The sequence below is a fragment of the Solwaraspora sp. WMMD792 genome (assembly GCF_029626105.1).
GTDB lineage: Bacteria > Actinomycetota > Actinomycetes > Mycobacteriales > Micromonosporaceae > Micromonospora_E.
On sequence record NZ_JARUBH010000009.1, the window covers coordinates 1230828 to 1254299 of the forward strand.

Sequence of the window (23472 nt, forward strand, 5' to 3'; positions counted from 1 at the left end):
CTCATCCTCCAGTCGGGTAACGGATCACGTGGCACAACGCCGGCAACTCGCCGGCCGCCAGCCGGGGCAGCACCTCGGGCAGGTCGGTGAAGTCGCTCTCACCGGTCAGCAGAGCGTCGAACCTCTCGTCGGCGAGCAGCTCCAGGGCGAGAGCCAGCCGTCCGGCGTACCCGTGCCGGTCGCGTCGGGCCGGGGCGACCCGGCCGACCTGGCTGCTGCGCACGGTCAACCGGCGGGAGTGGAAGTGTTCGCCGAGCGGCACGGTGACCGGGCGGTCGCCGTACCAGCTGAGGTCGACCACCGTGCCCTCGACGGCGAGCAACTCCAGCGACCGGGCCAGCCCGGCCGACGTGGCGCTGGCGTGGAACACCAGGTCGCACCCATCGGTGGCGGTGTCCGGGTGGGCGAAGCCGACGCCGAGCGCGGCGGCGGTCACGGCCCGTGCGGGGTCGACGTCGACCAGTTCGACCCGTACGCCGGGGAACCGGGCGGCGAGCGCGGCGACGGCGCTGCCGACCATCCCGGCACCGACCACGGCGATCCGGTCGCCGAGCAGGGGAGCGGCGTCCCACAGGGCGTTGACCGCGGTCTCCACCGTGCCGGCGAGCACGGCGCGGCGGGCCGGCACGGTGTCCGGGACCACGGTGACCGCGTCGGCCGGCACGACGTAGCGGGTCTGATGCGGGTAGAGGCAGAAGACGGTACGTCCGACCAGGTCGGCCGGGCCCTGCTCGACCTGCCCGACGTTGAGGTATCCGTACTTGACCGGGGCGGGGAAGTCGCCGTCCTGGTACGGGGCGCGCATCGCGGCGTGCTGGCTGGGCGGCACCTCGCCCCGGAAGACCAGCGTCTCGGTGCCCCGGCTGAGCCCGGTGAACCGGGTCCGCACCAGGACCTCGCCGGGGCCGGGCGGATTGACCTCGACCGGCCGGATCTCGCCGGTGCCCGGGGTACGCAGCCAGAACGCCTGATCGCGCAGCGTCATCGGCTTGTCTCCCCGTCTGTCAATCGTGCCTCGTCCCGGCGGCCCCGGGTAACCATAGCCGGGCACGGAGGGTGATTCCCCGTGATGGTCAGCGCAAATTGCAGGTGAGTGCAAAAGGTTGACAGATCGATGTATGGCGATTGATTGTGGCGCTGTCGGGGTTGTTCCGAGATCCGGGGGATACACATGCGACGCTCCATCGCGGCGGCGACCGCCTGCCTGCTGGCGGCCACCGGCGGGTTGCTCGGGCTCGTGTCGCGGCCCGCCCACGCGGCGTCTTCCTGCACGGTCGACTACTAGGTGACCAGGGAATGGTCGACCGGGTTCGTCGCCCGGATGACACTGACCAACCTGGGCCCGCCGGTCTCCACCTGGCGACTCACCTTCACCCCGGGCGCCCGACAGACCATCAACTCCGCGTACCGGCAGGTGCCGCCCGGTCTCGTCCTGAGCCCGCTCGCCTGGCCGTACGAGCTGCGCTCCGACGCCGGGGCGTACCACCTGGACACCGGCGACTCGGTGCGGGTGCAGTTCAGTGGCAACTACTCCGTGGCCAACCCGCCACCGACGAGCTACCGGAATGCGGGCCAGTGCTCCGGCCTTCAGGCCGGGGGTGAAGGCCCGCGCTGGGAGGGCCGCCAGGGTCCGAGCAGTGCTCTAAGCTGGCCGGTTTTGCCGCTCGATGTACTGCTGCACGATGCTTGGTGGTGCGCCGCCGACGGAGCCGGCGAAGTACGAGCCCGACCAGAGCTTGTTGGCCCGGTGGTAGTGGCGTGCGAGGTCGGGGAACTCCTGCCGCGGGCGGCGCGACGGGACGCCCTTGAGTGAGTTGACCAGGCGGGAAACGGCGACTTTGGGTGGGTGGTCGACCAGCAGGTGGACGTGGTTGTGGCCGCCGTTGAACTCGACCAGTTCGGCCTCGAAGTCCGTGCATACGTCCCGCATGATCGCCTCCATGCGGGTCAGGTGCCGGTCGGCGAACACCGTGTGCCGGAACTTCGTCACGAAAACCAAGTGAACATGCATCGCGAAAACACGGTGCCTGCCGGTACGGACGTCTTCGACTTCCGCCATAGACCAACGTGATATTGTGTGGTTCGTGCAGCTCCGGTACCAGTTCCGGGTCTATCCGACACCCGGCCAGCAGATCGCGCTGGCCCGGGCGTTCGGATGCGCCCGGGTGGTGTTCAACGACGGGCTGCGCCTCCGGCGGACCGCCCACGAGCAGGGTCTGTCGTACGTGTCGGACGCCGAGTTGTCGAAGCGGGTCATCACGCGGGCCAAGGCGACTCCGGAGCGGGCGTGGCTGGGTGAGGTGTCGGCGGTGGTGTTGCAGCAGGCCCTCGCGGACCTGAACACCGCGTACCGCAACTTCTTCGCCTCGATCACCGGCAGACGCAAGGGCCGCATGGTGGCCCCGCCGAGGTTCCGGTCCCGTAAGGACAACCGGCAGGCCATCCGCTTCACCCGCAATTCCCGGTTCACGGTCCTGGACAACGGTCGTCTGCGGCTGCCGAAGATCGGCGACCTCACGGTCCGCTGGTCCCGGATACTGCCGTCGGACCCGTCGTCCGTGACGGTCATCCGGGACGCCGCCGGGCGGTATTTTGCCTCGTTCGTCGTGCGGGCCACGGACGAGCCGTCGCCGCCGACCGATGCCGAGGTGGGGATCGATCTGGGGCTGACGCACTTCGCGGTCATGTCCGACGGCACGAAGGTGGCCGCGCCCAGGTTCCTGCGCCGCGCGGCCCGCAAGCTCAAACGGCTGCAACAGGCCCTGTCGCGCAAGCAGCGGGGCAGCAACCGCCGTGGGAAGGCCGTCGTGAAGGTCGCCAGGGCACACGCCCGGGTGGCCGACACCCGGCGGGACTGGCAGCACAAGCTGTCCACGACGATCATCCGTGAGAATCAAGCGGTGTACGTCGAGGACCTGTGTGTCGTCGGTCTCGGCCGGACCCGGCTGGCGAAGTCGGTGCACGACGCGGGATGGTCGTCGTTCGTGGGCATGTTGGAGTACAAGGCGGCGAGGTCCGGGCGTACGTTCGCCCGGGTGGACCGGTGGCTCCCGTCCACCCGGATGTGCTCGGACTGCGGCCGGATCAACGAGCGGATGGCGTTGAACGTGCGGTCGTGGGTCTGTCCGTGTGGCAGTCACCACGATCGGGATGTCAACGCCGCGATCAACATCAAGGCCGCCGGGCAGGCGGACTTCAACGACCGTGGAGCGCGGGTAGGACCGGGACCCGTCCCGGCACCGCGCGGTGAAACGGTAACCCACCAGAACACTGCGCGTGTCACGCGCGGCGTGGCTGGAATCGCCGCCGATTAGTTTAGGGCGGCGAGGATGTCAACACCTCAACGGCCAGACCTGCAACATGGACCCCGACCTGCCGCCGAGCCCGAGCGTCCCGCCGAGCCCGAGCCTCCCGCCGGCCGATCCGTTCCCGCCGGTCGTCGCGCTGCGCAGCCCGCAGATGAACCAGATCTTCGCCACGACCGGCCCCATCCCGGTGGCGGTCGACGTCACCGCCGCCGCCGGACGTCGGATCACCCGGGTCGAGTTCCGCTCCGCCGGCACCCTGCTGCACACCGACACCACCGCCCCGTACACCTTCACCTGGCACGGTGCCCAGCCGACCAACGGGACGCGGATCGCGGCGACCGCCCACGACGACGCCGGCGCCCACGCCACCGCCGAGGTCCGCGGCGTCCGGGTGGTGAGCCCAGCGCCGCCCGGTCACGCCCCGGTGCTGACCGTGGCCGGCAACCAACTGGTCACCGTCGACCAGCAGCCCCGGCCGTACCAGCTGCGCGGAGTGGTCCGCGCCGGCGCCGAAACACTGTGCCGCGACGGCTCCGGAATCTTCCACGGCCCGGTCGACGAGTGAGGACACCGGAGGGCACCGGTTCGTCGCCGAGGTGATCGACTGGCTCGACGACCGCCGGCTAGGCTTCCTCGGCTCGGTGTGGCACACCGACGGATACGGCGACGTTCCGCCGTTGATCCGTGGCTACGATGGCCCGCCGACGCCGTACGGTGCCGGGGTGAAGGCCCAGCTGCGCCGTTGACCGTCCACCCAGGCCACCGGAAAGCACCACCTCCGCGCCCGGGACAACACGACACGCTGTTCTGCGGTAACCTGCCCAGTCGTCGTCCAGGCCCGACGGTCCGGGCGACGACCCACCCTCACCTCGGCCCACCCTACGACGGGGCCGAGCGTCTGATCCGGAAGGAAACCGATGTCGCAGACCATGGCAGGACCGGCCACCGAGCAGAAGTCCTGGCTCGTCGCGCTGCTGCTCAGCTTCTTCCTCGGCGGGTTCGGAGCGCACCGGTTCTACGTTGGCAAGATCGGCACCGGCGTTCTGATGCTGGTCACCTTCGGCGGACTGGGCCTCTGGGCGCTGATCGACTTCATCGTCATCCTGATCGGCAAGTTCACCGACAAGCAGGGCCAGCCGCTGGCCAAGTGATCGGCGAAGCCCGCAGGCTGGGGCGCTACCCGTACGGGTAGCGCCCCAGCCGCGTCACGAGACGTCGACGACGACCGCTCCGCCGCCGAGCGCGGTGGTGTCGGCGTTGATCCGGCTGTCGTAGACCACGGTCCCGGTGTCCGCCTCCCGGATCCGGATCCAGAACCGGTCCTTGCCCCGCTCCCGCAGCGCCTCGTCGTTCAACCCGACCAGGTACTCGTAGTCGCCGGCGCCGTTGACCGTGCCCCGGCCGTTGAACCGCACCTGTGGACCGTCGACGACGTACCCCCGGTGGCTGGTGGCGGCGAACTCCCACCCGCCGAGGCGCAGCCGCAGCGCCGCCGGTCCCGGCCCGGTCGTTTCCGGCCCGGTGGCCGCGACGAACCCGAACTCGGCCCGCCCGGCCCGCTCCTCGTCGGCGACGTACGCCCCGGCCGGTGAGCTGACCCAGCCGGAGCCGGCGACGTACCCGCCGCCGGCCCGGTGTACCGCCAGATAGCCACCGGTCAGGGTGTGCGCGGCAGCCCGGTCGTCGATCACCGTGACCGTCGGTCGGTACACCCCCGGTTCGGCGTAGGTGTGCGCCGCGACGCAGGCGGACCCGTCGATCGTGCCGGCGTCCACGGTGTCGTCGCCCCAGACCACCACGCAGCGGTGCGTGTCGTCCGTGCCGGAGTCGGTGAAGGTCGCGGTGACGCTGACCTCGGTGCCGGCCGCGACCGGACCGGCCGGACCGGTGACCGCGATCACCACCGGAGCGGTGTTGACCGGCCGGATCGGCGCGACGCTTTCCAAGGTCGGCACCACCGGGACGATGGAGCCGTCGTCGGCGAATTCCAGTCGGTCGATGGTCGTCTCCCGGTGGGTGCCGTCGCCGTCCGGGATGGCGAACCGGTGGTACGCCACGTACCAGTCGTCGGTGCCGGGGACACGCACCACCGAGTGGTGGCCGGTGCCCTTGATTCCCAACGACAGGTCCTTGCGCAGGATGGTGCCGCGCCGCTCGCTCCACGGCCCTAGCGGCGAGTCACCGACGGCGTACGCCACCTGGTAGTCCTCGCTGCGGGTGTCGTTCTCCGACCACATGAAGTAGTAGCGACCGTCGCGCTTGATCACAAAGGCACCCTCGTTGTACCCGGCCGGCCGGTGCGAGGTCACCTTCGCCGGGTCGAACGACACCATGTCGTCGTTGAGTTCGACCTGGTAGGCGTAGCCGTTGCCCCAGTACAGGTAGGACCGGCCGTCGTCGTCGGTGAAGACCGCCGGGTCGATCATCTGACCGGGGTAGGTGCCCGCCGGCACCAGCGGCTCGCCGAGCGCGTCGCGGAACGGCCCGGTCGGTGAGTCGGCGACGGCGACCCCGAGGTGCTTACCTGTGTCGCCGGTGGCCCTGCCACCGCTGAAGTAGAAGTACCACTTGCCGTCGCGTTCGGCGATGGTCGGCGCCCAGGCGCTGTTGTCCGCCCAGGAGATGTCGGTCGCCAGGTCCAGGATGACCCCGTGGTCGGTCCAGTTCACCAGGTCCACCGAGGAGAACACCGAGAACTTCGTGCCGCTCCAGCCGGCGAAACCGTCAGTGGTGGCGTAGAGGTAGAACCGGTCGCCGAAGACCGCGATGTTCGGGTCGGCGTACAGGCCGGTCAGCACCGGGGAGCGCATCAGCCGGGCCTCGACGGTCCAGGTCGCGGTGGAGCCGTCGGCTCCGGTGACCGTGTACGTCACCGGTGCGCTCAGGTCCCGGACGGTGCCCGACGCCGGTGCGACGCTGGCGCCGGGGGCCAGGGTGAACTCCGGGGCCAGGGCGGTCAGGTCGGTGTCCGGCCGGACCGGCAGGATCACCCGCCGGTCGTCGGCGTCGACGATCGCGTCCACCTTCAGCTGCGGCAGGGTCGCGTCGGTGATCGCCGCCGGGTCGCCGCCGAGGGCGTACACCTCGTCGGCGGTCAACGCCCGGTTGTAGATCCGGAAGTCGTCGACCTCACCGGCGAAGTACGGGTCGGCGCCGTAGAGCGAGCGTCCGATGTATCCGGCGTAGTCGCGGCTCGGGTCGTGCAGGTCAGACGGGCGCACGGCCACGTCGGTGGCCCGGGCGATCTCGACGCCGTCGAGATACATTACGGCGGTACGGGTGACCGAGTCGACGGTCACCGCCAAGTGCTTCCACTCGCCGCCGGTCAGCGCCGACGGTGCCCGCAGCTGCTTCTCCGCCTGCCAGCTGCCGGTGGTGATCGCCGAGAACAGCACCCCGCCGCCGTTGCGCGGGCTGGCGAACAGGTACCGGTTACTGTCCGGGCCGAGGCCGTAGATCCACTGGTTGGCGGTGCTGGACGCGTCCCATTTGACCCAGGTCGCCACGGTGGTGCTGGCGACCCCGGCGTACACGCCGTCGGGGATCGTCACGTACGGCGCGGTGGTCGAGCCGCTGGCCCCGCCGCTCATCTTGAACGAGCCGCCGCCGTCGACGCCGGTGCCGAACGCGGGAGTCCGCTCGTAGCGGCCGTGCCGGCCCTGCCCGGAGGAGTCGGTGGCGACACTGCCGCCGGTTTCCTCGAACTCGTAGTGCAGCAGTAGTCCGTCGGTCGGCTCCGGTCCTGGGTCCGGTCCGTACGCGGCGAGCAGCGCGTCGTATTCGGCCTGGGTGACCGGCAGCACGGTGCCGTGCCGGGGGCTGGTCGGCAGCGCGTAGTCAGTCGACGGCGTCCACTCGCCGGAGGCGAGGTCGGTGGTCTCGAACGGGAGGTAGCCGCGCCCGCCGAACTCGTCGATGAACAGGTACCACTTCTCCTCGGTGTTCGACTTGAAGATGGTGGGCCCTTCACCCTGGGACATCGTGCCCTGACCGATGCAGTCGGCCAGGAAGTCCCAGCCGGTGTCGCGCAGTGACGTCGATGTCTCGGCAAGGATGAACTTGCTGCACGGCGTCGACGACGAGTTGTTGCGTTCGTCCTTGGTGAACCGGTAGTAGACGCCGTCGTGGTCGATCACCGTCGAGTCGATGACCGAGTAGCCGGGGTCGACCCACACCTGCGGCTCGGAGAAGGTGTGGAAGTCGCGGGTGGTGGCGTACAACATCTTGTTGTAGGTGTTCCCGGTGTGGTCCGGGTCGTCGGCCGCGTACAGCTTCGAGGCCCAGAAGACGACGTACGCGCCGATCGTCGGGTCGTAGTAGGTCTCCGGCGCCCAGGTGTTGCCGGCGGTGTCCGGGGAGACCTGGACGAGGCGCTGGTCGGTCCAGTTGACCAGGTCGGTGGACTCCCACACCATGATCGACCTACTGCCGTGGCGTTGCGCGCCGTCCCAGTCGCCGTTGCCGTGGATCCGCAGGTCGGTGGCGATCTGGTAGAACTTGTCGCCGTCCGGGGAGCGGATGATGAACGGGTCCCGCAGGCCCTGCTCGCCCAGCGTGGAGGTGAGCACCGGCCGGCCGTCGTTGAGCTGTTGCCAGCGCAGCGGGTCGTTGCCCTGGCTGAGCGCGAAGTAGACCTGCTCGCCGTCGGCGGTGCCCTCGCCGGTGAAGTAGCTGAACAGGTAGCCGGTGCGGTCCGCCGGTGCCGGCAGTTCGGGGACGCTGGCGGTGAACTCGCGGGTGGCGCTGGCCGCGTTGCGGGTGACGGTGGCGGTCAGGCTGACGGTGGTGCCGCCGGCTCCGGGCGCGGGCCGGTGCACCACTCCGTCGGTGCCGACCACCGTCGGGTCGTCCGATGCCCAGGTCACGGTGGTGCCGTCGGCGCCCGTCGTGGGCAGGGTCAGGTTTCCGCGTACGTCGTCGACGTCGTGTACGGTCAGCGCCGCGGCGGCGTCGGCGACGATCCGGGCGTCGTCGAATTCAGCCAGTACGGTCACCTCGAAGCTCCTGGTGTCGGTGACGGTGCCCCGGCGCAGGGTGGCGGTGAGCGTGGCCTGGGCGTCTGGTTCGCCGACGGCCGGTCGGGTCACCGTACCGTCGGTGGCGACCACCGCCGGGTCGCTGGAGGTCCACTCGATGCCCGAGCCGCCGGGCCCGGTGGCCGGCAGGGTGAGGTCGGCGGTGAGCCGGCTGGTGTCGCCGAGGTCCAGCGCGGCCGCGTCGTGGGCGACGACCGCGGCGGCTGCGCGTTCCCCGAGCTGGGCGGCCTCGTCGGCGGTGACCGCCCGGTCGTAGATGCGGAAGTCACGCACCCGGCCGGCGAGGTGGCGGTCGCCGGTGTAGACCGAGCGTCCGATGTAGTTGGCGGTGGTGGTGCCGCCACCGATCGACGCCGGGGTGATGGTGACCGCGGTGTTGCGGCCGACCTCGACGCCGTCCTCGTAGAGCACTGCGGTGTTGCCGGTCTGGGTGTAGGTCAGGTGTTTCCAGACGCCCCGGGCGAGGTTGCGGGACGGGTTCGGTCGGGTGTTCTGCTCGGTGGACCAGTTGCCGCTGGCGATGGCCGCGCGGAACTGGTCACCGGTGGCGAACAGGTATCCGTCGCCAGTGCCGCCGCTGGTGTTGCCCATTCCGAAGATGAAGTATGGGGTGACCTGGGCCGGGTCGATGAACACGTCCATCGCCACGGTGACCGAGTCGAGGTCGCGCAGCACGTCGTCGGGCAGGTCCACGTACGTGTCACTGCCGTTGAGGCCCAGGCCGTCGGCACCGGACCAGTCGGCGGCACCGTGCACGGTGCCGTGCCGGTCGTTGCCGGACGCGTCGGTGGCGACGGTTCCGGCGGTGGCGTCCAGTTCGTACCACAGGACGAGGCCGTCGGTCGGTCCGGCCGCGGTGGCGGTGGCGGCGGTCGGACCGGCGGCCAGCAGACCGGCGGTAAGGGCGAGGGCGGCGAGCGACGCCAGGGTTGTTCGTCGCGACGCCGGGGCTGTTCGTCGCGGTCCGGCGGTACGCGGTCGATCCCGCTGCGGCATGACTGTCTCCTCCTGGGAGGCGTCCGGTTTGTTGGCAGAGGTTTCGGTATCAGATCTTGTTAGCGTTAACAACGCGCGGCAGGCGACGTCCCGGTTCGCGTTCGCCCGATTCGTCGCCGTGACACGGCGGTTGCGAGAGTGTTATCCGGTTTGTACCTCGTCGTCAAGGGCCGGACTCCGGGGACGCGCCGCCGACGGACGGGCAGGTAGCGGGCGGCCTCTAGCATCCGGATCATGAGTTACCAACCGCCGGGGCCGCCACCACCGCCGTCACCCGCTGGGCCGAGCCGCGGCCGGCGGACCACCGTGATCATCGTCGCTGTCGTGCTCGCCGTCGTCCTGCTCTGCTGCGTCGGCGTCGCCGGGGGTGGATTCTGGCTGTACCGGACCGTGTCCGCAGCCACCGAGCCGGCCCGCGACGCCACCACCGCCCACTTCGACGCGCTGTCCGCCGGAGACTACGCCGGCGCCTACCAACGACTGTGTCAGGACCGCCGGGACACCCTGTCCGAGACGGAGTACGTCCGGCAGGAGTCCGCCGCCGGACAGATCGCCGGGTACGACATCGTCGGCGTCAACGTGTCGACCACCAACGGGCGGACATCCGGCGCCGTCACCGTCGAAGTCACCTACGACGGTGGCGCGCAGCGGCAGGAGACCGTCAGACTGGTCGAGGAGAACGGCGAATGGCGGGTCTGCCAGTGACACCCGACCACCTGCCACGACCGTGACGGAGGGCGGAGCGGGATGATCGAGGCACTGCTGCCAGCCACGGCGGTCGCCCGCGAGGCGTTCGACGACAGCGTCCCGGTCACCCTGTTCCCCGAGGAGACGGCCGTGGTCGGCAACGCGGTGGACAAGCGCCGCCGCGAGTTCGGCACCGCCCGCCGCTGTGCCCACGAAGCCCTCGCCGAGCTGGGCTTCCCCGGCGTACCGGTGCCGTCCGGCGCACGCCGCGAACCCCGCTGGCCGGCCGGGGTGGTCGGCAGCATCACCCACTGCGCCGGCTACCGCGCGGCGGTGGTGGCCCGGTCGGCCGACCTGACCACGGTCGGCATCGATGCCGAACCGCACGAACCACTGCCCTCCGGAGTGCTGAACAGCATCACCGTGCCCGACGAACTCACCTGGCTGACCGCCCGCCGGGACACCCACCCGCAGGTGCACTGGGACCGGCTACTGTTCTGCGCCAAGGAAGCCGTCTACAAGGCGTGGTATCCGCTGGCGGAACGCTGGCTCGGCTTCGAGCAGGCGTACATCGAGGCGACCCCCGGCTCCGGTGGCGCCGCCACCTCCGGCTCCGGTGGCGCCGCCACCGACGGGGACTTCACCGCCCGGCTGCTGGTGCCCGGCCCGGCGCTGCCCGACGGCACGCCGCTGACCGGGTTCACCGGCCGGTGGCTGACCCGCAACGGCCTGATCGTCGCCGCGATCAGCGTCCCGGCCGGCCCCGACGTCTGACCGTCACACCGCCCCAGAACGCCAACCCGTTGATGTGGATCCTCGGCCCACCGGGGCTGCCCAGCCCGGCGGCCCGCTGCCCGAAGTCGCCCATCAGCCCGATCCCGCTGATTGACACCTCGGCGTCGTCCGGCACCACGATCTCGATCCCGCCCATGATCGCCCAGGCCCGGATCCGGATCGCGTTCGCGTCGAACTGCGCCTCCCGCAGGTCGATCCGGCCGCCGCCCCAGAAGGCGATCGCCCGCAGAATGCCCGGTGCCACCCACCGGCCACGCCGGTCGAAACCGCTCATCACCGCGATCGCCCACTGCGACGGCCGCGACGGCGCCAGACCGTGCTCGCCGCGCCGGGCCACCGCGTCGGACACCGCGCGGGGGATGTCCCGGGTCAGCGGTTCCAACTCCGCGTACGTCCGGGCGGCGTACACCCGGCCCAGCCGTTCGTCCAACTCGGGCAGATCGATCCGGCCCTCGGCGGCCGCGGCCCGCAGCACCTCCGCCACCTGCTCGCGGTCGGCGTCGGAGGCCCGCAGCCCGTCGGGAGGCAGGCGGTCAGGTGGCAGCCGGTCAGGAAGGTCGCTCACGCCCACAGGGTACCGAGCGGCGCCGGGTCCGTCGGATCGGTCAGATAGCGCGCCAGCACCTCGGTGTGCAACGGGAACGCGAGCGTGGTTGGCTCGGTCACCACCAGCCACTCGGTGGCCTCCTCGGTCGCCGCCGACACCGGCAACGCCTGCGCCGGTCGGGGCGGCAGCACCCCGAAGATCAGCAGGCTCGCACCGTTGGGCACGCTGCGTACGGCGTACAGCCGCACCTGGTCGGCCCGCCCGGTCAGGCCGGTCTCCTCGTGCAGCTCGCGGACCACCGCGGTACGCCAGTCCTCGCCGTACTCGATGAAGCCGCCCGGCAGCGCCAGTTCGCCGCGCGCCGGCTCGATGTCGCGTCGCTGCACCACCACGCCGATCCCCTGTGGAGTCGTCACCGGCACCACGGCGACCGCCACCGGCGTCGGGTTGCGCCAGACCTGCTGCCCACAGTGGCCACAGGACCGGGGCCAGCCGGCGTCGGCCGGGTAGCGGGTACCGCAGGACGAGCAGAACGAGTAGGGCACGCCAGTCACAGCGCCCGACGATACGCCGGTCACCGGGCCCCGCCCGCTGTCGCCTATCCGACCGCCGCCGGGCACCCGTCGCCGTACCCGGTCGGGGATCCTGACGGCAGCAAACCGTACGGGGAGGTGTGTCGATGCTGTTCAGCGCGGCGTGCCCGGTCCGGGAGACCGAGCGGGACTGGATCGACGAGTCGCTGTCCTGGCTGATCCGCGAGTTCGGCGAGCCGGCGCTGCGCGGACCGGTGGTGCTGCCCACCGACGAGTTCTTCCCCGGCGCCTACCACGGCAGCCGGGCCGACGTGGCGGCGGTGCTGCACCGGGTCGCACGGCACATGGCCGTCGACCCGGACCGGGTCGAGCTGGTCTTCGAGCCGGCCGACGACACCGAAGCCGCGCTACTGGCCAGCCTGCCGGCGTACGCGCAGGCCGCCTCGGGCGCCGCTGGCCACTACGTACGTCGGGGCGGCCGGGGCGTGATCACCATCGCCGGGGCGCAGGCCTGCCAGCCGACGGCGCTGGTCGCCACCGTCGCGCACGAGCTGGCCCACGAACGCCTGATCGGCGAGGGCCGGCACCGCCCCGACGCCGCCGACCACGAGCCGCTCACCGACCTCACCACCGTCTTTTTCGGACTCGGCATCTTCACCGCCAACGCCGCCTTCGACTACCGGGGTCGGGCCGGCGGCTGGCAGTCGAGCCGGCTCGGCTATCTCACCGAGCCGATGTACGGCTACGCGCTGGGCCGGTACGCCTGGCTGCGCGACGACCTGCCGCCCCGCTGGGCCCGGCATCTCGACACTAACCCGCGCAACTACCTGCGCCGGTCGCTGCGTTACCTGGACCGGCGGCGCTAGCTGCGTCACCTGGACCGGCGGCGGTAACCTGCGGCGATGCGGCACACCCTGGAGCCGAACACCCGGACCCTGCACGGCTACTTCTCACCCGGCTATCCGCCGGTGCTCACCATCGACCCCGGCGACACGGTCATCTTCCGTACCCTGGACTGCTGGTGGTCGGCCGGGCCGTACGCCGGCGGGCCGCACGACCAGCGGCCCCGGCACGCGGCGTACCGGCCGGGGTTCGGCCATGCGCTGGTCGGGCCGGTCGCGGTGCGCGGTGCCCGGCCCGGGACGACGCTATCGGTACGGGTCGACGAGGTACTGCCGGCCGAGTGGGGCACCACCCTGGCCGGCAGCGCGTTGACCCCGCACAGCGACCGGTACGGGATCGCCGGCACCGAAACCGTGCACACCTGGCAGCTCGACCCGGCCGCCGGCACCGGCCGCAACCAGCTCGGCCACACCGTGACCCTGCGGCCGTTCCTCGGGGTGCTCGGCATGCCGCCGGCGCAGCCCGGCGAGCATTCGACGATCCCGCCCCGGCGCTGCGGCGGCAACCTGGACTGCAAGGACCTGGTCGCCGGCAGCACCCTGCTGCTGCCGGTCACCGTCGACGGCGCGCTGTTCTCCGTCGGCGACGGCCACGCAGCCCAGGGCGACGGCGAGATCTGCGGTACGGCGATCGAATGCCCGATGGACCGGGTCCAGCTCACCTTCGACCTGGTCGACGACCAGCCGCTGACCGGCCCGGTGGCCCGGGTCGACGGTGCCTGGCTGACCCTCGGCCTGGGCGACACCCTCGACGCCGCTGCGGCCGACGCGCTCGACGCGATGATCACCCTGATGTCCCGCCGGCACGGGCTGTCCCGGGGCGACGCGGTCGCCCTGGCCAGCGTCGTCGTCGACGTACGGGTGACGCAGATCGTCAACGGCGTGGTCGGCGTGCACGCCCGGCTCGCCGACGAGGCCCTCCGCTGAGTGCCGCGACAGGTTGCTAGTAGCCGACGGTGAGCCAGGAGCGGTGCGTCGTGGGAGCCTCGATCTCGTCGGCGAACGCACTGGCGTAGTCCTCGACACCGATCGCCGAACGGCCGTTCGCGTCGGACACCAGCGCGGTCCGGCTCGTCCGGTACGTGCCTCGGCGGGTGCCGGGCGCGTGCGGGCCGAACTCGGCGGCGGGCACCAGCACGAACCAGTCGATCTCGTCGGGGGAGGCCGCCAGTGTGTCGAGTGCCTGCTGGTGGGCGGTGACGCGGGGCCGCAGCGCGGCGGGGAACGAGTCGGTGTCGCCGAGGCGGGGCCCTCCCGCTCGCAGCGGCAGGACGGCCGAGCCACCCACGATGCCCAGCCGGACGCGACGGCTGATAGCGGGAAGCAGCGCTCGCACGCTGGCGACGATTCCACCCTCGGCACTGAGCGCCGGCAGGGCCACGGCGAGGACGTCGGCGTCGCTGGCCATCCGCGACGCGAAAGAGGGATCGTAGACGGTGCCGGGGACGGAGGAGACGCCCGCCGGCCAGGTGCCCGCCGCGCTGCGCGAGACGGCGACGACGTCGTGGCCGCGCGCCGCGAACTCCCGGACGAGGGCGGCACCGGCGAAGCCGGTGCCCACAACGACGATTCTCATCTGACGGTCTCCTGATGGTGATCAGCTGGGACGGGTGCTGCTGCGCAGGTGTGCGACACCCACTGTCGGCGTCGAGACCGCCGTTGCCAAACACCACGTAAGCCGCTTACCTTTTGTTAGTGACGGCATCTCACGACAGGCGGGTCAGCGAAAATGCGTGCGGGGAGTTCCGTCGGGTGGCCGAGTTCGCGGGCCGCAAGTGGAACGCCGCGATCCTGATGAGCCTGCATCGCGGCCATCAACGCTTCTCGGAGCTGCGCGCCAACGTCGACGGCATCTCGGACCGGCTCCTCTCGGCGCGGCTGCAGGAACTGGTCCGGGAAGGGCTCGTCCGCAAGGAGGTGACCCCCACATATCCGGTGCAGGTGCGGTACTCCCTCAGCGACGCCGGCCGGGAGCTGATCCAGGTGCTGCATCCACTGGTCAGCTGGGCACACCGCTGGGGTTGGGGGGCAGCCGCCGCAGCACCAGCAGGCACGCTCACACCCCCGTGGTCGAGCCGGGCCGGACGATCATCAGCACCGTGACGGTCGCCCAGAGCAGGTTGAACACCCCGGTGTACGCCGCCAGCCGCCCCGGGGCCGCCCCGGCTTTCGTCGCGTCGACTCCGGTCAGCAGCGTCGCCTGGCGGGGCAGGACCCGCAGCACCAGCAGCGCGGCGGCGATCGCGGTGAGCGCGATCGACACCAGCAGCCAGGCGTCGGTGAGCACCCCGAGGCTGGTGGCGGTGGCCAGGCCGAAGACCGGCACGACGATCCCGACGGCGGCGTACACCCGGCAGATCCGGTGCAGCGTGCGCAGCCTCGTGCGGGCGGCGGCGTCGTGCGGGTCGGCGATCGCCCGCCGGGCGGCGGCCGGGAACATGCTGGCCGCGACGGTGACCGGGCCGATCGCCACGATCGCCGCCAACACGTGTACGGAGAGCAGGAATTTCGTCACGCGGCGACGGTATGTGCGGTATCGTGCCGCGACGAGTGGCCAGCAGGACATAGGTCGACGGATTCTCGCCACGGCCCGGCGTACCGTCGTCGACGTGCACCGGATCGCGATCCTCGCCCTCGACGGGGTCATCCCCTTCGACCTGTCCACCCCGATCGAGGTGTTCGGCCGGCTGCGGCTGCCCGACGGCCGGGCCGCGTACCAGGTGGTGGTCTGCGCGGCCACCGCCGAGGTGGACGCCGGCGCGTTCACCCTGCGACCCGCCGCCGACCTGACCGCGCTGGCCACCGCCGACACGGTGATCGTCCCCGGCTGCGCCGACCTGTCGGCCCCGGTGCCGCAGCCGGTGCAGGCCGCGCTGCGTGCCACCGCCGACGCCGGCACCCGGATCGCCTCGATCTGCTCCGGCGCGTTCGTCTTGGCCGCCGCCGGCCTGCTCGACGGGCGACCGGCCACCACCCACTGGCGCGCCGCCGCCGACCTGGCCGCCCGCTACCCGGCCGTCCGGGTCGACCCGGACGTGCTCTACGTCGACGACGGGCAGATCCTCACCTCCGCCGGGGCCGCCGCCGGCCTCGACCTGTGTCTGCATCTGGTCCGGCGCGACCACGGCTCGGCGGCGGCGGCCGACGCGGCCCGGCTGTCGGTGATGCCGCTGGAACGCAGCGGCGGGCAGGCCCAGTTCATCCCCGCCCAATCACCACCGGCACCACCCGAGCCGGCGATTGAGCCGCTGCTGAACTGGCTGCGTGAGCAGGCGGCCGAACCGTTGACGCTGGCCCGGATCGCCGACCGGGCCGGCATGAGCCCTCGGACCCTGCACCGACGCTTCCGAGAACACACCGGCGTCCCGCCGCTGCGCTGGCTGCAGGAGGCCCGGATCCGGCAGGCCCAGCACCTGCTGGAAGCCACCGACGACGGGGTCGAGCAGATCAGCCGCCGGGTCGGCTTCGGTTCACCGACCGCGTTCCGGGACAGCTTCAAACGGATCGTCGGCACCAGCCCGTACGCCTACCGGGGCGCCTTTCGTCAGCCTCAGTAACTTATGGTCCGTGGTACGTCGTCAAGAGTCGGGCCGGCCGTAGGATCGGGCTGAGGAGGTGCGGCAATGACGAGGGCAGAAGGCGCGCCGCCTGGTTCGCGGTACGCCGACCAGCGGCACTACGTCATCCCCGCGCGCCTGGCCGATCTGCGAGGGCCGGTGACCGGGGTGGTGACTCTTGATCGCTGGTTGGACTGGTCCGGTGACAGTGACTACGACCTCGACGACGCCGGTGATCTCCAGCTGATGTATCAGACGGTGCTGAACCAGGCTGCCAGCGTTGCTGATTTGAGCCGGTGGCTCGACGCGGACACGTTACGTCAAGTGTGGCCACGCTTGTGGCTGCCAGCGCGGCTGCGTGCGCTGTGGCAGGCGCGGTTCCCTGAACTGGCCGCCCCGCCGCGGACGCTGGCTGGCTGATCATGGAAGAGGGCTACCTCCGGCTGGCGTAGATCGGGCTCCGGGTCGCTGGTCATTATGGTTTCGCCCTAGCGGGCGGTTATGCCGTGCAGGCGCACGGGATCCTCGACCGACCGAGTGAGGACATCGACCTGTTCACCGCCTGGGAACGGCGCGACGACTTCGAGGTCGCGGTCGACGCGGTTGTCGCGGCCTACCGTTCGGGCGGCTACGCCGTCGAGATCACCCAGCAGTTCGAGACCTTCGCTCGGCTGGCGGTTACCGAACCTGTTGAACCTGACCGGCCGTACAAGGTCGAACTTGCCGCGAACTGGCGTGCGTTGCCGCCGGTGACCATGGACATCGGTCCGGTCCTGCACATCGACGATGTCGTCGCAGGAAAAATGTCTGCCCTGTTCACTCGCGCCGAACCGAGAGATTTCCTCGACGTCGATGCTGCCGTGCAGACTGGTCGGTACTCCCGTGAGCGAATCCTCGAACTTGCCGAGCAGGCCGATGCTGGGTTCGACCGACCGATTCTCGCCGATCTGTTCGACATGCTGCCGCGCTACCCGGACCGCCGCTTTGCGGCCTACGGCACTGTTCCACAGGACATCGCAGCGATGCGCGGGCGATTCGCGGACTGGCGCGAGCAACTCCTCGGCGAGCCGCAGGAGCCCACGTAGCAGGAGTCGAGAGAGTTGCCAGTCAGTCGACCGATGAACGGCGTCAACTGGGCGGCAGCAGCGACGGGCGGCGGCGGGCGGCCAGGTCCTCGACCCAGCCGAGGGCCAGTACCACCGCGACCAGCAGTACGGTGCCAACGCCGAGGATGGCCGACTTGCCGGCGTAGAGCCCGGACATGGTGAGCAGCCCACCTGCGGCGTACAGCACCGGCAAATGCCAGACGTAGATGGTCACCGCGCGGGCGTTGACCATGCGGATCAACCGGGCCAGCCACGGCACCTGCGCCAGCCAATCCAGCCGGGGCCGGGCCCGCATCAGCAGCAGCACCACCGCCCAGCCCCACACCAGCGCGCCGAGCCGGTCGTCCTCGCCCCGCTCGGCCAGCCATATCATCGCGCCGAGCGCCAGCGTGCCGACGCCGAGCGCGTACCACCTCAGCGGGACCCGGTCCAGCAGCCCGGTGTGCCGGGCGTAGCCGATCAGCCAGCAGGTGCCGTACGCGGCCATCGACCAGACCACGTCGGTGACCGGGTTGACCGGCAGGTCGACCAGCGGGGAAGAGAGCAGTACGGCGAACGCGGGCAGGGTCAGCAGCGCGCCGACCGGCCAGCGGCGGAACGCCCACCACAGCAGCGGGGAGAGCAGCACCAGCCACAGGTAGGCGCGGATGTACCAGAGTCCGAGGGAGAACGGCCCGCCCCACTCGCTGTTCGGCGGGTTCCGCAGCGGCACCACCCACCAGGTCACGTCCAGCAAGCTGGGCCGCCAGCCGACCAGGACCATCAGCGGTACGGCGACCGCGGCGAGCGCCCACAGTGGCGGCAGTAGCCGGCGCAGCCGCGAGCCGACCACCCGCAGCGGCGCTCCCCGGTCCAGCGACACGGCAGTCAGGTAGCCGGCCAGCGCGAACATCACCGGCATCGCCGGGAACGCCAGCGGCAGCCAGGTCAGCCAGAGGGTGTGCAGCAGGTAGACCCGCAGGATCGCCAACGCCCGCAGCGCGTCGATGTACGGGCTGCGCTCGCGTGTCGGGCGCGGCGAGGCCACCTGGGTAAGCGCCTCCTGCTCGCTGTGGCGCAGGGGCGGGCTGACACGCATGGAGGCGAAAACTATCCGGGGTAGCTGGGTGTTTCCGCAACGTACGGTTGCGGTGCAGCAACAAGCCGGTTAATGGGCGGCGGCGTCTCGTGCCGTACCGGCGACCGGCGGTGCGGGGGTATCCGCTCGGGCACCCCCGCACCAGCTACTCCGGACGACTCACCGGGTACGACCTACCGCTGCCGCACCGTCAACTCCACCGGCACGGTCGGCACCTCGTACGGGGTCAGTGCCCGCAGCGCCAACGTGGCGGTGTACCGGCCGGGCCCGTCGGCTCCGCTCGCGGCGTCAGCGGTGAACCGCAGCGTGACGGCCTTCGACGCACCCGGCGCCAGGGTGAAGCTGGCCGGCCGTACCCGCAGCCAGGGCACCTCGGACTGCGGCGCGCAGCCGTCCGTCGCCCCGGACCACCGGGAGATCGACGGCAGGGCCGCCCACTGCGGCGACATCCCGCCGATCGCCAGCCCGCCGCAGGCCCCGGCACCCCGGGACGCGGCCTGCCCGGTCGGGGCCAGCTCCTGCCAGGCGTCGGCCACCGGGTCGTACCCGATGGTGTGATCGGTGATCTCCCCGTCGGACAGCATGCCGCCGGCCAGCACCAGGCGGCCGGCGGCCACCGAGTACGCCGCGCCGGTCACGTGCTCCGGCATGGCCGCGCGGGCCGACCAGCGGTCGGTGTCCGGGTCGTAGGCGAGGGTGTCGGCGTATTCGCCGTCGTGGCTGTACCCGCCCGCGCAGTAGATCCGCAGGTCGATCGCGCCGCAGGCATGCCACGCCACCTCGTGCGGGTAGTCGGCGCGGGCCCGGAACGTGCCGGTCGTCGGGTCGAACGCCAGCACGTCGGCCGACGCCCGGCACAGGGCGTCCCGGCAGCCGCCGACCAGGTAGGTCAGCCCTTCGACGACCACTGCGGCGGCCGCCGCCCGGGGTGCCGGGTTGGTCACCCCGGCGAGGGTCTGCCACACCCCGGTCGCCGGGTCGAACACGTCGACCGCCGACTGCGGCCGGAACTCGGTGTCCCAGCCGCCGAACACGTACACCTTGCCGTCGACCGCCGCCACCGCCGGTTTGCCCCGGTCCCGGGGCAGGTCCGGCAGCTGCTGCCAGGAGTCGGCGGCCAGGTCGTAGGCCCACGCCTGCTGGGTGGTGCCCAGGTGGGTGCCGCCGCCGATCGAGTAGACGATGCCGTCGAGCACCACGGCGGCGTTGTCGGACAACCCGTCCGGGGCGTCGGCCAACCGCTGCCACGGCGGCTGCCCGGACAGTGGCGGCGTGGCCAACGCGGCGGGCCGCTCCAGCACCGTCACCGTCACCGGGGCGGTCCCGGTGTTACGGACGGTGAACTCGGCGCTGCCGCTGCCGCCGGCCGTCAGCTCCGCCCCGACCGGCGCGCCGGAGACCGCCAACTGCCCGCTGCGCAGGTCGAAGTCGACCCGCCGGGCACCGCCGGCGATCACCGACGCGGTCCGCTTCCGCTGCTGGTACGGGGCCGCCTCGGCGACGAACGACCGCTGCTGCCCGGCCCCGGTGGCGAAGAACCAGTAGAACCCGTCCGGCACCGTCTCGTCGGCCGGGGTGGCCGCCGAGGTGCCGTACTCGTCCGGCCGTTGCGGGTCGGCGACCCGCGCCCCGACGACCGGCTCCCCGGTGTTCGCGTCGCTGGTGAACCCGGCGATCAGCCCGCCGTCGTCCGGCGTGCAGGTCCGGTCGACGATCGCCACGTCGTCGATCTGCCACCACCAGCTGTACCCGCCCCGGTAGCGGAACCGGACCTGCACCTGGTCGGCGCCGGCCACCGGGGCCAGCGGGATCTCCACCAGACGCGGCCCGCGTACGCTCTCGGTCACCTGGGAGACGTTGACCCACTCGGTGCCGTCGGTCGAGACGTCGATCGCGGCGACGTCGCCGTTGCCGGCGATCCGCGCGTCGGTGCGGAACCGCAGCACCGGTGCGGCGATCTGCGAGATGTCGATCATCGGCGTGTGCAGCAGGGTGTCCTGGCTGCGGCCGACGCCGTGGCCGTCGCTGTCGACGATGGCGAACCCGCCGGTACCGCCGGTCAGGTTGCCCCGCTGGTGGTGGTCGGTGAAGGTCCAGCCGCCGCCGTCGGTGCGGTCCACGACCGTCCAGCCGGCCGGCTCGGTGGCGAAGTCGGTGGTGAAGACCGTAGCGCCGGTGTCGGCCGTGTAGCCGGGGGCGGTGCAGGCGATGTGTGCTGCCACCACCAGGTTCGCCCTCCGGGCCTGGCCGCCGACCGCCACCTCGGTGGTCACCGTCCGGTAGCCGGGGTACAACGGCGTCACCGTCAGCTGGTACGTGCCGTGCCGGGGCACCTGGACGGCGTACCGGCCGCTGGTCGGGTCGGTGAAGACCGGGTGGCCGGGCCGGCCGGCGATCTCGATCCGCGCGTACAGCGGCCAGCCCTGCCCGGAGCCGTCGGTGACCCGACCGGAGAGGGTAACCAGCGGCACCGCGTCGAGGGCGACGTCCAGGACCACCGGTACGGTGCCGACGGTCACCGGCAGCGTCCGGGTGGCCCAGCCGAACCCGGACACGGTCACGGTGTGGCTGCCGGCCGCCAGGTACGTCGCGTACGAGCCGGTGGGTCCGGTCTGCACACTGCGCCCGGCGACCGTCACGGTCGCCCCGGCGACCGGGGAGCCGTCCGCCGCGTCGGTCACCGTACCGGTCAGCCGGCCGGTCTGTGCGCGCGGTGACTGCGCCACCACCTGGTACGCGTCCAGCCGGCCCTCGCCGGCCAGGTTGTTGTCCGCCACGGTGCCGCCGCATTCGGTGGCGTCGACGTCGATCGCGGTACGGTCCAGCAACGCGACCGTCGCGTCGTAGTCGTTGCGCAACGCCGGCGCGGCCGACCACAGCAGCGCGATCGTGCCGGCGACGTGCGGCGCCGCCATCGACGTGCCGTCGGCGGTGCCGTACTGGCTGCCCGGCAGCGCCGAGACCGTGCCCACCCCGGGGGCGGCGATGTCCGGCGTGATGTGGCCGTCCACCCCGGACGCGCCCCGGCTGGAGAAGCCGGCGATCGTGCCGTCGACGTCGTGCGCGCCGACGGTGTAGACGCTCGGGTAGTCACCGGGGGAGCTGGCGGTGTTGCACGCCGGTCCGTCGTTGCCGGCGGAGAAGACCGGGAAGATCCCGGCCGCCCGCCACGCGGTGATCACCTGCTCGTACCAGGGGTCGGCCTGGCCGCCGCCCCACGAGTTGTTCACGATGTCCGGCCGCAGGTCCGGGCGTGGGTTCTCGCCGTTGCGGTCGGTCGGCGCCAGCACCCACTGGCCGGCGGCCAGCAGCGCCGGGTCGGAGCAGTTGCGGGACTCGCAGCCCTTCGCCGCGATCCACCGCGCCCCCGGCGCCACCCCGATCCGGGCGCCGGCGCCGTCATCACCGACCATCGTGCCCACGGTGTGGCTGCCGTGCCCCTGGTTGTCGCAGGGCGACCCGTCCCCGCAGATTCCGGTCGGGTCGAACCAGTTGTAGTCGTGGTCGAATGCGCCGTCCCCGAGGTTCCCCCGGTAGCTGGCGGCCAGCGCCGGATGGTCGAACTGGACTCCGGTGTCGATGCTGGCGATCACCACGGTGTCGCCGCGTACGCCGAACTCCGACCAGACCCGGGGCGCGCCGATCTGCTCCACCCCCCACGGGGTCTGCGGGTCGTCGGCGACGGCCGGCTGCGTGACCGGCTCGATCAGCTCGTGGCTGCGCACCGGTTCCACCCGCGCCACCTCCGGCCGGGCGGCGATCGCGTCGACCAGCGTCCGGTCCCCGGTGACCTGCACCGCGTTGGCGATCCAGAAGCTGGTGTACGGCACCTTGCGCCGCGTCAGGTCGGCGGTCAGCCCCTGTTGGCTGCGCTCGGCGACCTCGGTCAACTGCTCGTACGTGGCGACGGAGCGCCGGGCCCGGTCGCTGATCCGGGCCGCGGCGTCCAGGGTGGCCTTCTCCCGCAGGTAGACCATGAAGCTGGTGGTGCCGTCGGCGGCCAGGTCGGCCAGCAACTCGGCACTGACCGCCGCCGGGGCGTCGCCGTTGCCGGCGACCGGGGCCGCCGACGAGGCAGGGGCGGCTGCCGTGGTGACGGCGGTGACGCCGAGCACGACCGCCAGCGTCACGGCGGCGGCCCGGACAGTCACGGCGACGGACCGGACGGTCACGGCGACGGACCGGGCACCCGCTGGTGGCGGGCCGGTCCGTCCAGGTGGATGGATCATCGTTCTCCTCACAGTGGTGACAGGCGGATCCCGCCTGCCGGCCATGCTCGGCGCGCCGATGACCAGGTAAAAGCACCAAGATGGGCAATCGCCGGGCAATACCGGGACAGCGCCCGCCGCTGGGAGGGCTCCCATCGGGACGTTGACGTGGGCCGGTCCGCCCGGTTGGCTGGCCCGGGGACACACTGGGGGAGATGCGGTGACGGGTGGCGAGGTGCCGTTGGTGGTGTGCGTGTCGACGGACCCGGCGGTACGCGAGCGGCTGGTGTCCCGCGTCGACGACCTCGGCGCCGTACTGGTCGTCAACAACCTGACCGAGCTGCGGACCATGCTGCTGTCGACGGCGACCGACGGGCCGACGGCGACCGATAGTCGGTCGCCGGGCGGGCTGACCCGTCTCGGTGACCTGCTGCTCGACCCGGTCTCCACCGAGGTCACCTGGCGCGGCGAGGCACTGGCGCTCACCCCGTTGGAGCGGGAGACGCTGCTGCGGCTGGCCGGTCCACCGCTGCGGCTGTGGACGTACCGGCAGTTGTTCGAGGCGGTCTGGGGCGGCGCCTATCTGGGCGACCGGGCCGCGCTGCACGCCACTGTGAAGCGACTGCGGCGCAAGCTCGCGGCGCTGCCGAACGGGCCACGGGTACGCACCGTCCGAGGCGCCGGCTACCACCTGGTGTCCGGGTAACCGGCTTCTGGAG

The 23472-nt window shown here is 71.8% G+C and carries 22 protein-coding genes; 13 read left to right on the plus strand and 9 right to left on the minus strand.

What is annotated here, in order from left to right:
- Position 1: 1 nt before the first annotated feature.
- A complete protein-coding gene (locus O7629_RS07130; protein WP_278168246.1) occupies positions 2-985 on the minus strand; it encodes a zinc-binding alcohol dehydrogenase in 984 nt (327 codons plus the stop codon).
- A 657-nt stretch (positions 986-1642) separates the two neighbouring features.
- On the minus strand, positions 1643-2059 hold the full coding sequence (tnpA, locus tag O7629_RS07135) for an IS200/IS605 family transposase (protein WP_278168247.1): 417 nt from the start codon (positions 2057-2059) through the stop codon (positions 1643-1645).
- 25 nt (positions 2060-2084) lie between these two features.
- Here tnpA and O7629_RS07140 point away from each other — a divergent pair, with 25 nt between their 5' ends.
- The 4 genes from O7629_RS07140 to O7629_RS07155 all read left to right on the plus strand — a co-directional run bounded on the left by O7629_RS07140 (position 2085) and on the right by O7629_RS07155 (position 4459).
- On the plus strand, positions 2085-3314 hold the full coding sequence (locus tag O7629_RS07140; RefSeq protein WP_278168248.1) for a transposase: 1230 nt from the start codon (positions 2085-2087) through the stop codon (positions 3312-3314).
- 46 nt (positions 3315-3360) lie between these two features.
- Complete coding sequence (locus O7629_RS07145) at positions 3361-3873, plus strand: Ig-like domain-containing protein (protein WP_278168249.1); 513 nt, start codon at positions 3361-3363, stop codon at positions 3871-3873.
- 31 nt (positions 3874-3904) lie between these two features.
- Entirely contained in the window at positions 3905-4054 is a 150-nt protein-coding gene (locus O7629_RS07150; RefSeq protein ID WP_278168250.1) for a hypothetical protein, read from the plus strand.
- Between the two features lie 171 nt (positions 4055-4225).
- The gene (locus O7629_RS07155) at positions 4226-4459 is read left to right on the plus strand and encodes a TM2 domain-containing protein (RefSeq protein ID WP_278168251.1); all 234 of its coding nucleotides are present in this window, start codon (positions 4226-4228) and stop codon (positions 4457-4459) included.
- A 54-nt stretch (positions 4460-4513) separates the two neighbouring features.
- On the opposite strand, the gene O7629_RS07160 is transcribed toward O7629_RS07155, so the two are convergent.
- Positions 4514-9340: a family 43 glycosylhydrolase gene (locus O7629_RS07160; RefSeq protein ID WP_278168252.1), complete on the minus strand. Its 4827-nt coding sequence runs from the start codon at positions 9338-9340 to the stop codon at positions 4514-4516.
- 234 nt (positions 9341-9574) lie between these two features.
- On the opposite strand from O7629_RS07160, the gene O7629_RS07165 reads away from it, so the two are divergent.
- Positions 9575-10045 (plus strand): DUF4878 domain-containing protein, encoded by a 471-nt coding sequence (locus O7629_RS07165; protein ID WP_278168253.1) that lies wholly within the window; start codon positions 9575-9577, stop codon positions 10043-10045.
- Between the two features lie 42 nt (positions 10046-10087).
- On the plus strand, positions 10088-10801 hold the full coding sequence (locus tag O7629_RS07170) for a 4'-phosphopantetheinyl transferase superfamily protein (protein ID WP_278168254.1): 714 nt from the start codon (positions 10088-10090) through the stop codon (positions 10799-10801).
- Here the strand turns inward: O7629_RS07170 and O7629_RS07175 are convergent.
- A complete protein-coding gene (locus tag O7629_RS07175; protein WP_278168255.1) occupies positions 10773-11387 on the minus strand; it encodes a DUF1707 domain-containing protein in 615 nt (204 codons plus the stop codon). The two genes, O7629_RS07170 and O7629_RS07175, sit on opposite strands and share 29 nt — an antisense overlap.
- Positions 11384-11923 carry an NUDIX domain-containing protein gene (locus tag O7629_RS07180; protein WP_278168256.1) on the minus strand — a complete coding sequence of 180 codons (540 nt, stop codon included), beginning with the start codon at positions 11921-11923 and terminating at the stop codon, positions 11384-11386. Before O7629_RS07180 ends, O7629_RS07175 begins: the two co-directional genes overlap by 4 nt.
- A gap of 125 nt (positions 11924-12048) precedes the next feature.
- Here O7629_RS07180 and O7629_RS07185 point away from each other — a divergent pair, with 125 nt between their 5' ends.
- Both O7629_RS07185 and O7629_RS07190 read left to right on the plus strand, forming a co-directional pair.
- The gene (locus tag O7629_RS07185; protein ID WP_278168257.1) at positions 12049-12768 is read left to right on the plus strand and encodes a hypothetical protein; all 720 of its coding nucleotides are present in this window, start codon (positions 12049-12051) and stop codon (positions 12766-12768) included.
- A 36-nt stretch (positions 12769-12804) separates the two neighbouring features.
- On the plus strand, positions 12805-13731 hold the full coding sequence (locus O7629_RS07190; protein WP_278168258.1) for an acetamidase/formamidase family protein: 927 nt from the start codon (positions 12805-12807) through the stop codon (positions 13729-13731).
- A gap of 16 nt (positions 13732-13747) precedes the next feature.
- Here O7629_RS07190 and O7629_RS07195 read toward each other — a convergent pair whose 3' ends face one another.
- Positions 13748-14380: an NAD(P)H-binding protein gene (locus tag O7629_RS07195; protein WP_278168259.1), complete on the minus strand. Its 633-nt coding sequence runs from the start codon at positions 14378-14380 to the stop codon at positions 13748-13750.
- Between the two features lie 176 nt (positions 14381-14556).
- Here O7629_RS07195 and O7629_RS07200 point away from each other — a divergent pair, with 176 nt between their 5' ends.
- Positions 14557-14907, plus strand: coding sequence for a helix-turn-helix domain-containing protein (locus tag O7629_RS07200; protein WP_278168260.1), 351 nt, complete (start codon positions 14557-14559; stop codon positions 14905-14907).
- On the opposite strand, the gene O7629_RS07205 is transcribed toward O7629_RS07200, so the two are convergent.
- Positions 14861-15319 carry a hypothetical protein gene (locus tag O7629_RS07205; RefSeq protein ID WP_278168261.1) on the minus strand — a complete coding sequence of 153 codons (459 nt, stop codon included), beginning with the start codon at positions 15317-15319 and terminating at the stop codon, positions 14861-14863. The genes O7629_RS07200 and O7629_RS07205 overlap by 47 nt on opposite strands.
- A gap of 94 nt (positions 15320-15413) precedes the next feature.
- Between O7629_RS07205 and O7629_RS07210 the strand changes: the two genes are divergently transcribed.
- From O7629_RS07210 to O7629_RS07220, 3 genes are all read left to right on the plus strand, one after another.
- Complete coding sequence (locus O7629_RS07210; protein ID WP_278174442.1) at positions 15414-16361, plus strand: helix-turn-helix domain-containing protein; 948 nt, start codon at positions 15414-15416, stop codon at positions 16359-16361.
- 66 nt (positions 16362-16427) lie between these two features.
- Complete coding sequence (locus tag O7629_RS07215) at positions 16428-16781, plus strand: hypothetical protein (protein ID WP_278168262.1); 354 nt, start codon at positions 16428-16430, stop codon at positions 16779-16781.
- A 32-nt stretch (positions 16782-16813) separates the two neighbouring features.
- Complete coding sequence (locus O7629_RS07220; RefSeq protein ID WP_278174443.1) at positions 16814-17446, plus strand: nucleotidyl transferase AbiEii/AbiGii toxin family protein; 633 nt, start codon at positions 16814-16816, stop codon at positions 17444-17446.
- Positions 17447-17489: 43 nt separating this feature from the next.
- Here O7629_RS07220 and O7629_RS07225 read toward each other — a convergent pair whose 3' ends face one another.
- Both O7629_RS07225 and O7629_RS07230 read right to left on the minus strand, forming a co-directional pair.
- Complete coding sequence (locus O7629_RS07225; RefSeq protein ID WP_278168263.1) at positions 17490-18545, minus strand: acyltransferase; 1056 nt, start codon at positions 18543-18545, stop codon at positions 17490-17492.
- 173 nt (positions 18546-18718) lie between these two features.
- On the minus strand, positions 18719-22774 hold the full coding sequence (locus O7629_RS07230; RefSeq protein WP_278168264.1) for a S8 family serine peptidase: 4056 nt from the start codon (positions 22772-22774) through the stop codon (positions 18719-18721).
- 199 nt (positions 22775-22973) lie between these two features.
- Between O7629_RS07230 and O7629_RS07235 the strand changes: the two genes are divergently transcribed.
- Complete coding sequence (locus tag O7629_RS07235; RefSeq protein ID WP_278168265.1) at positions 22974-23459, plus strand: winged helix-turn-helix domain-containing protein; 486 nt, start codon at positions 22974-22976, stop codon at positions 23457-23459.
- Positions 23460-23472 lie beyond the last annotated feature (13 nt).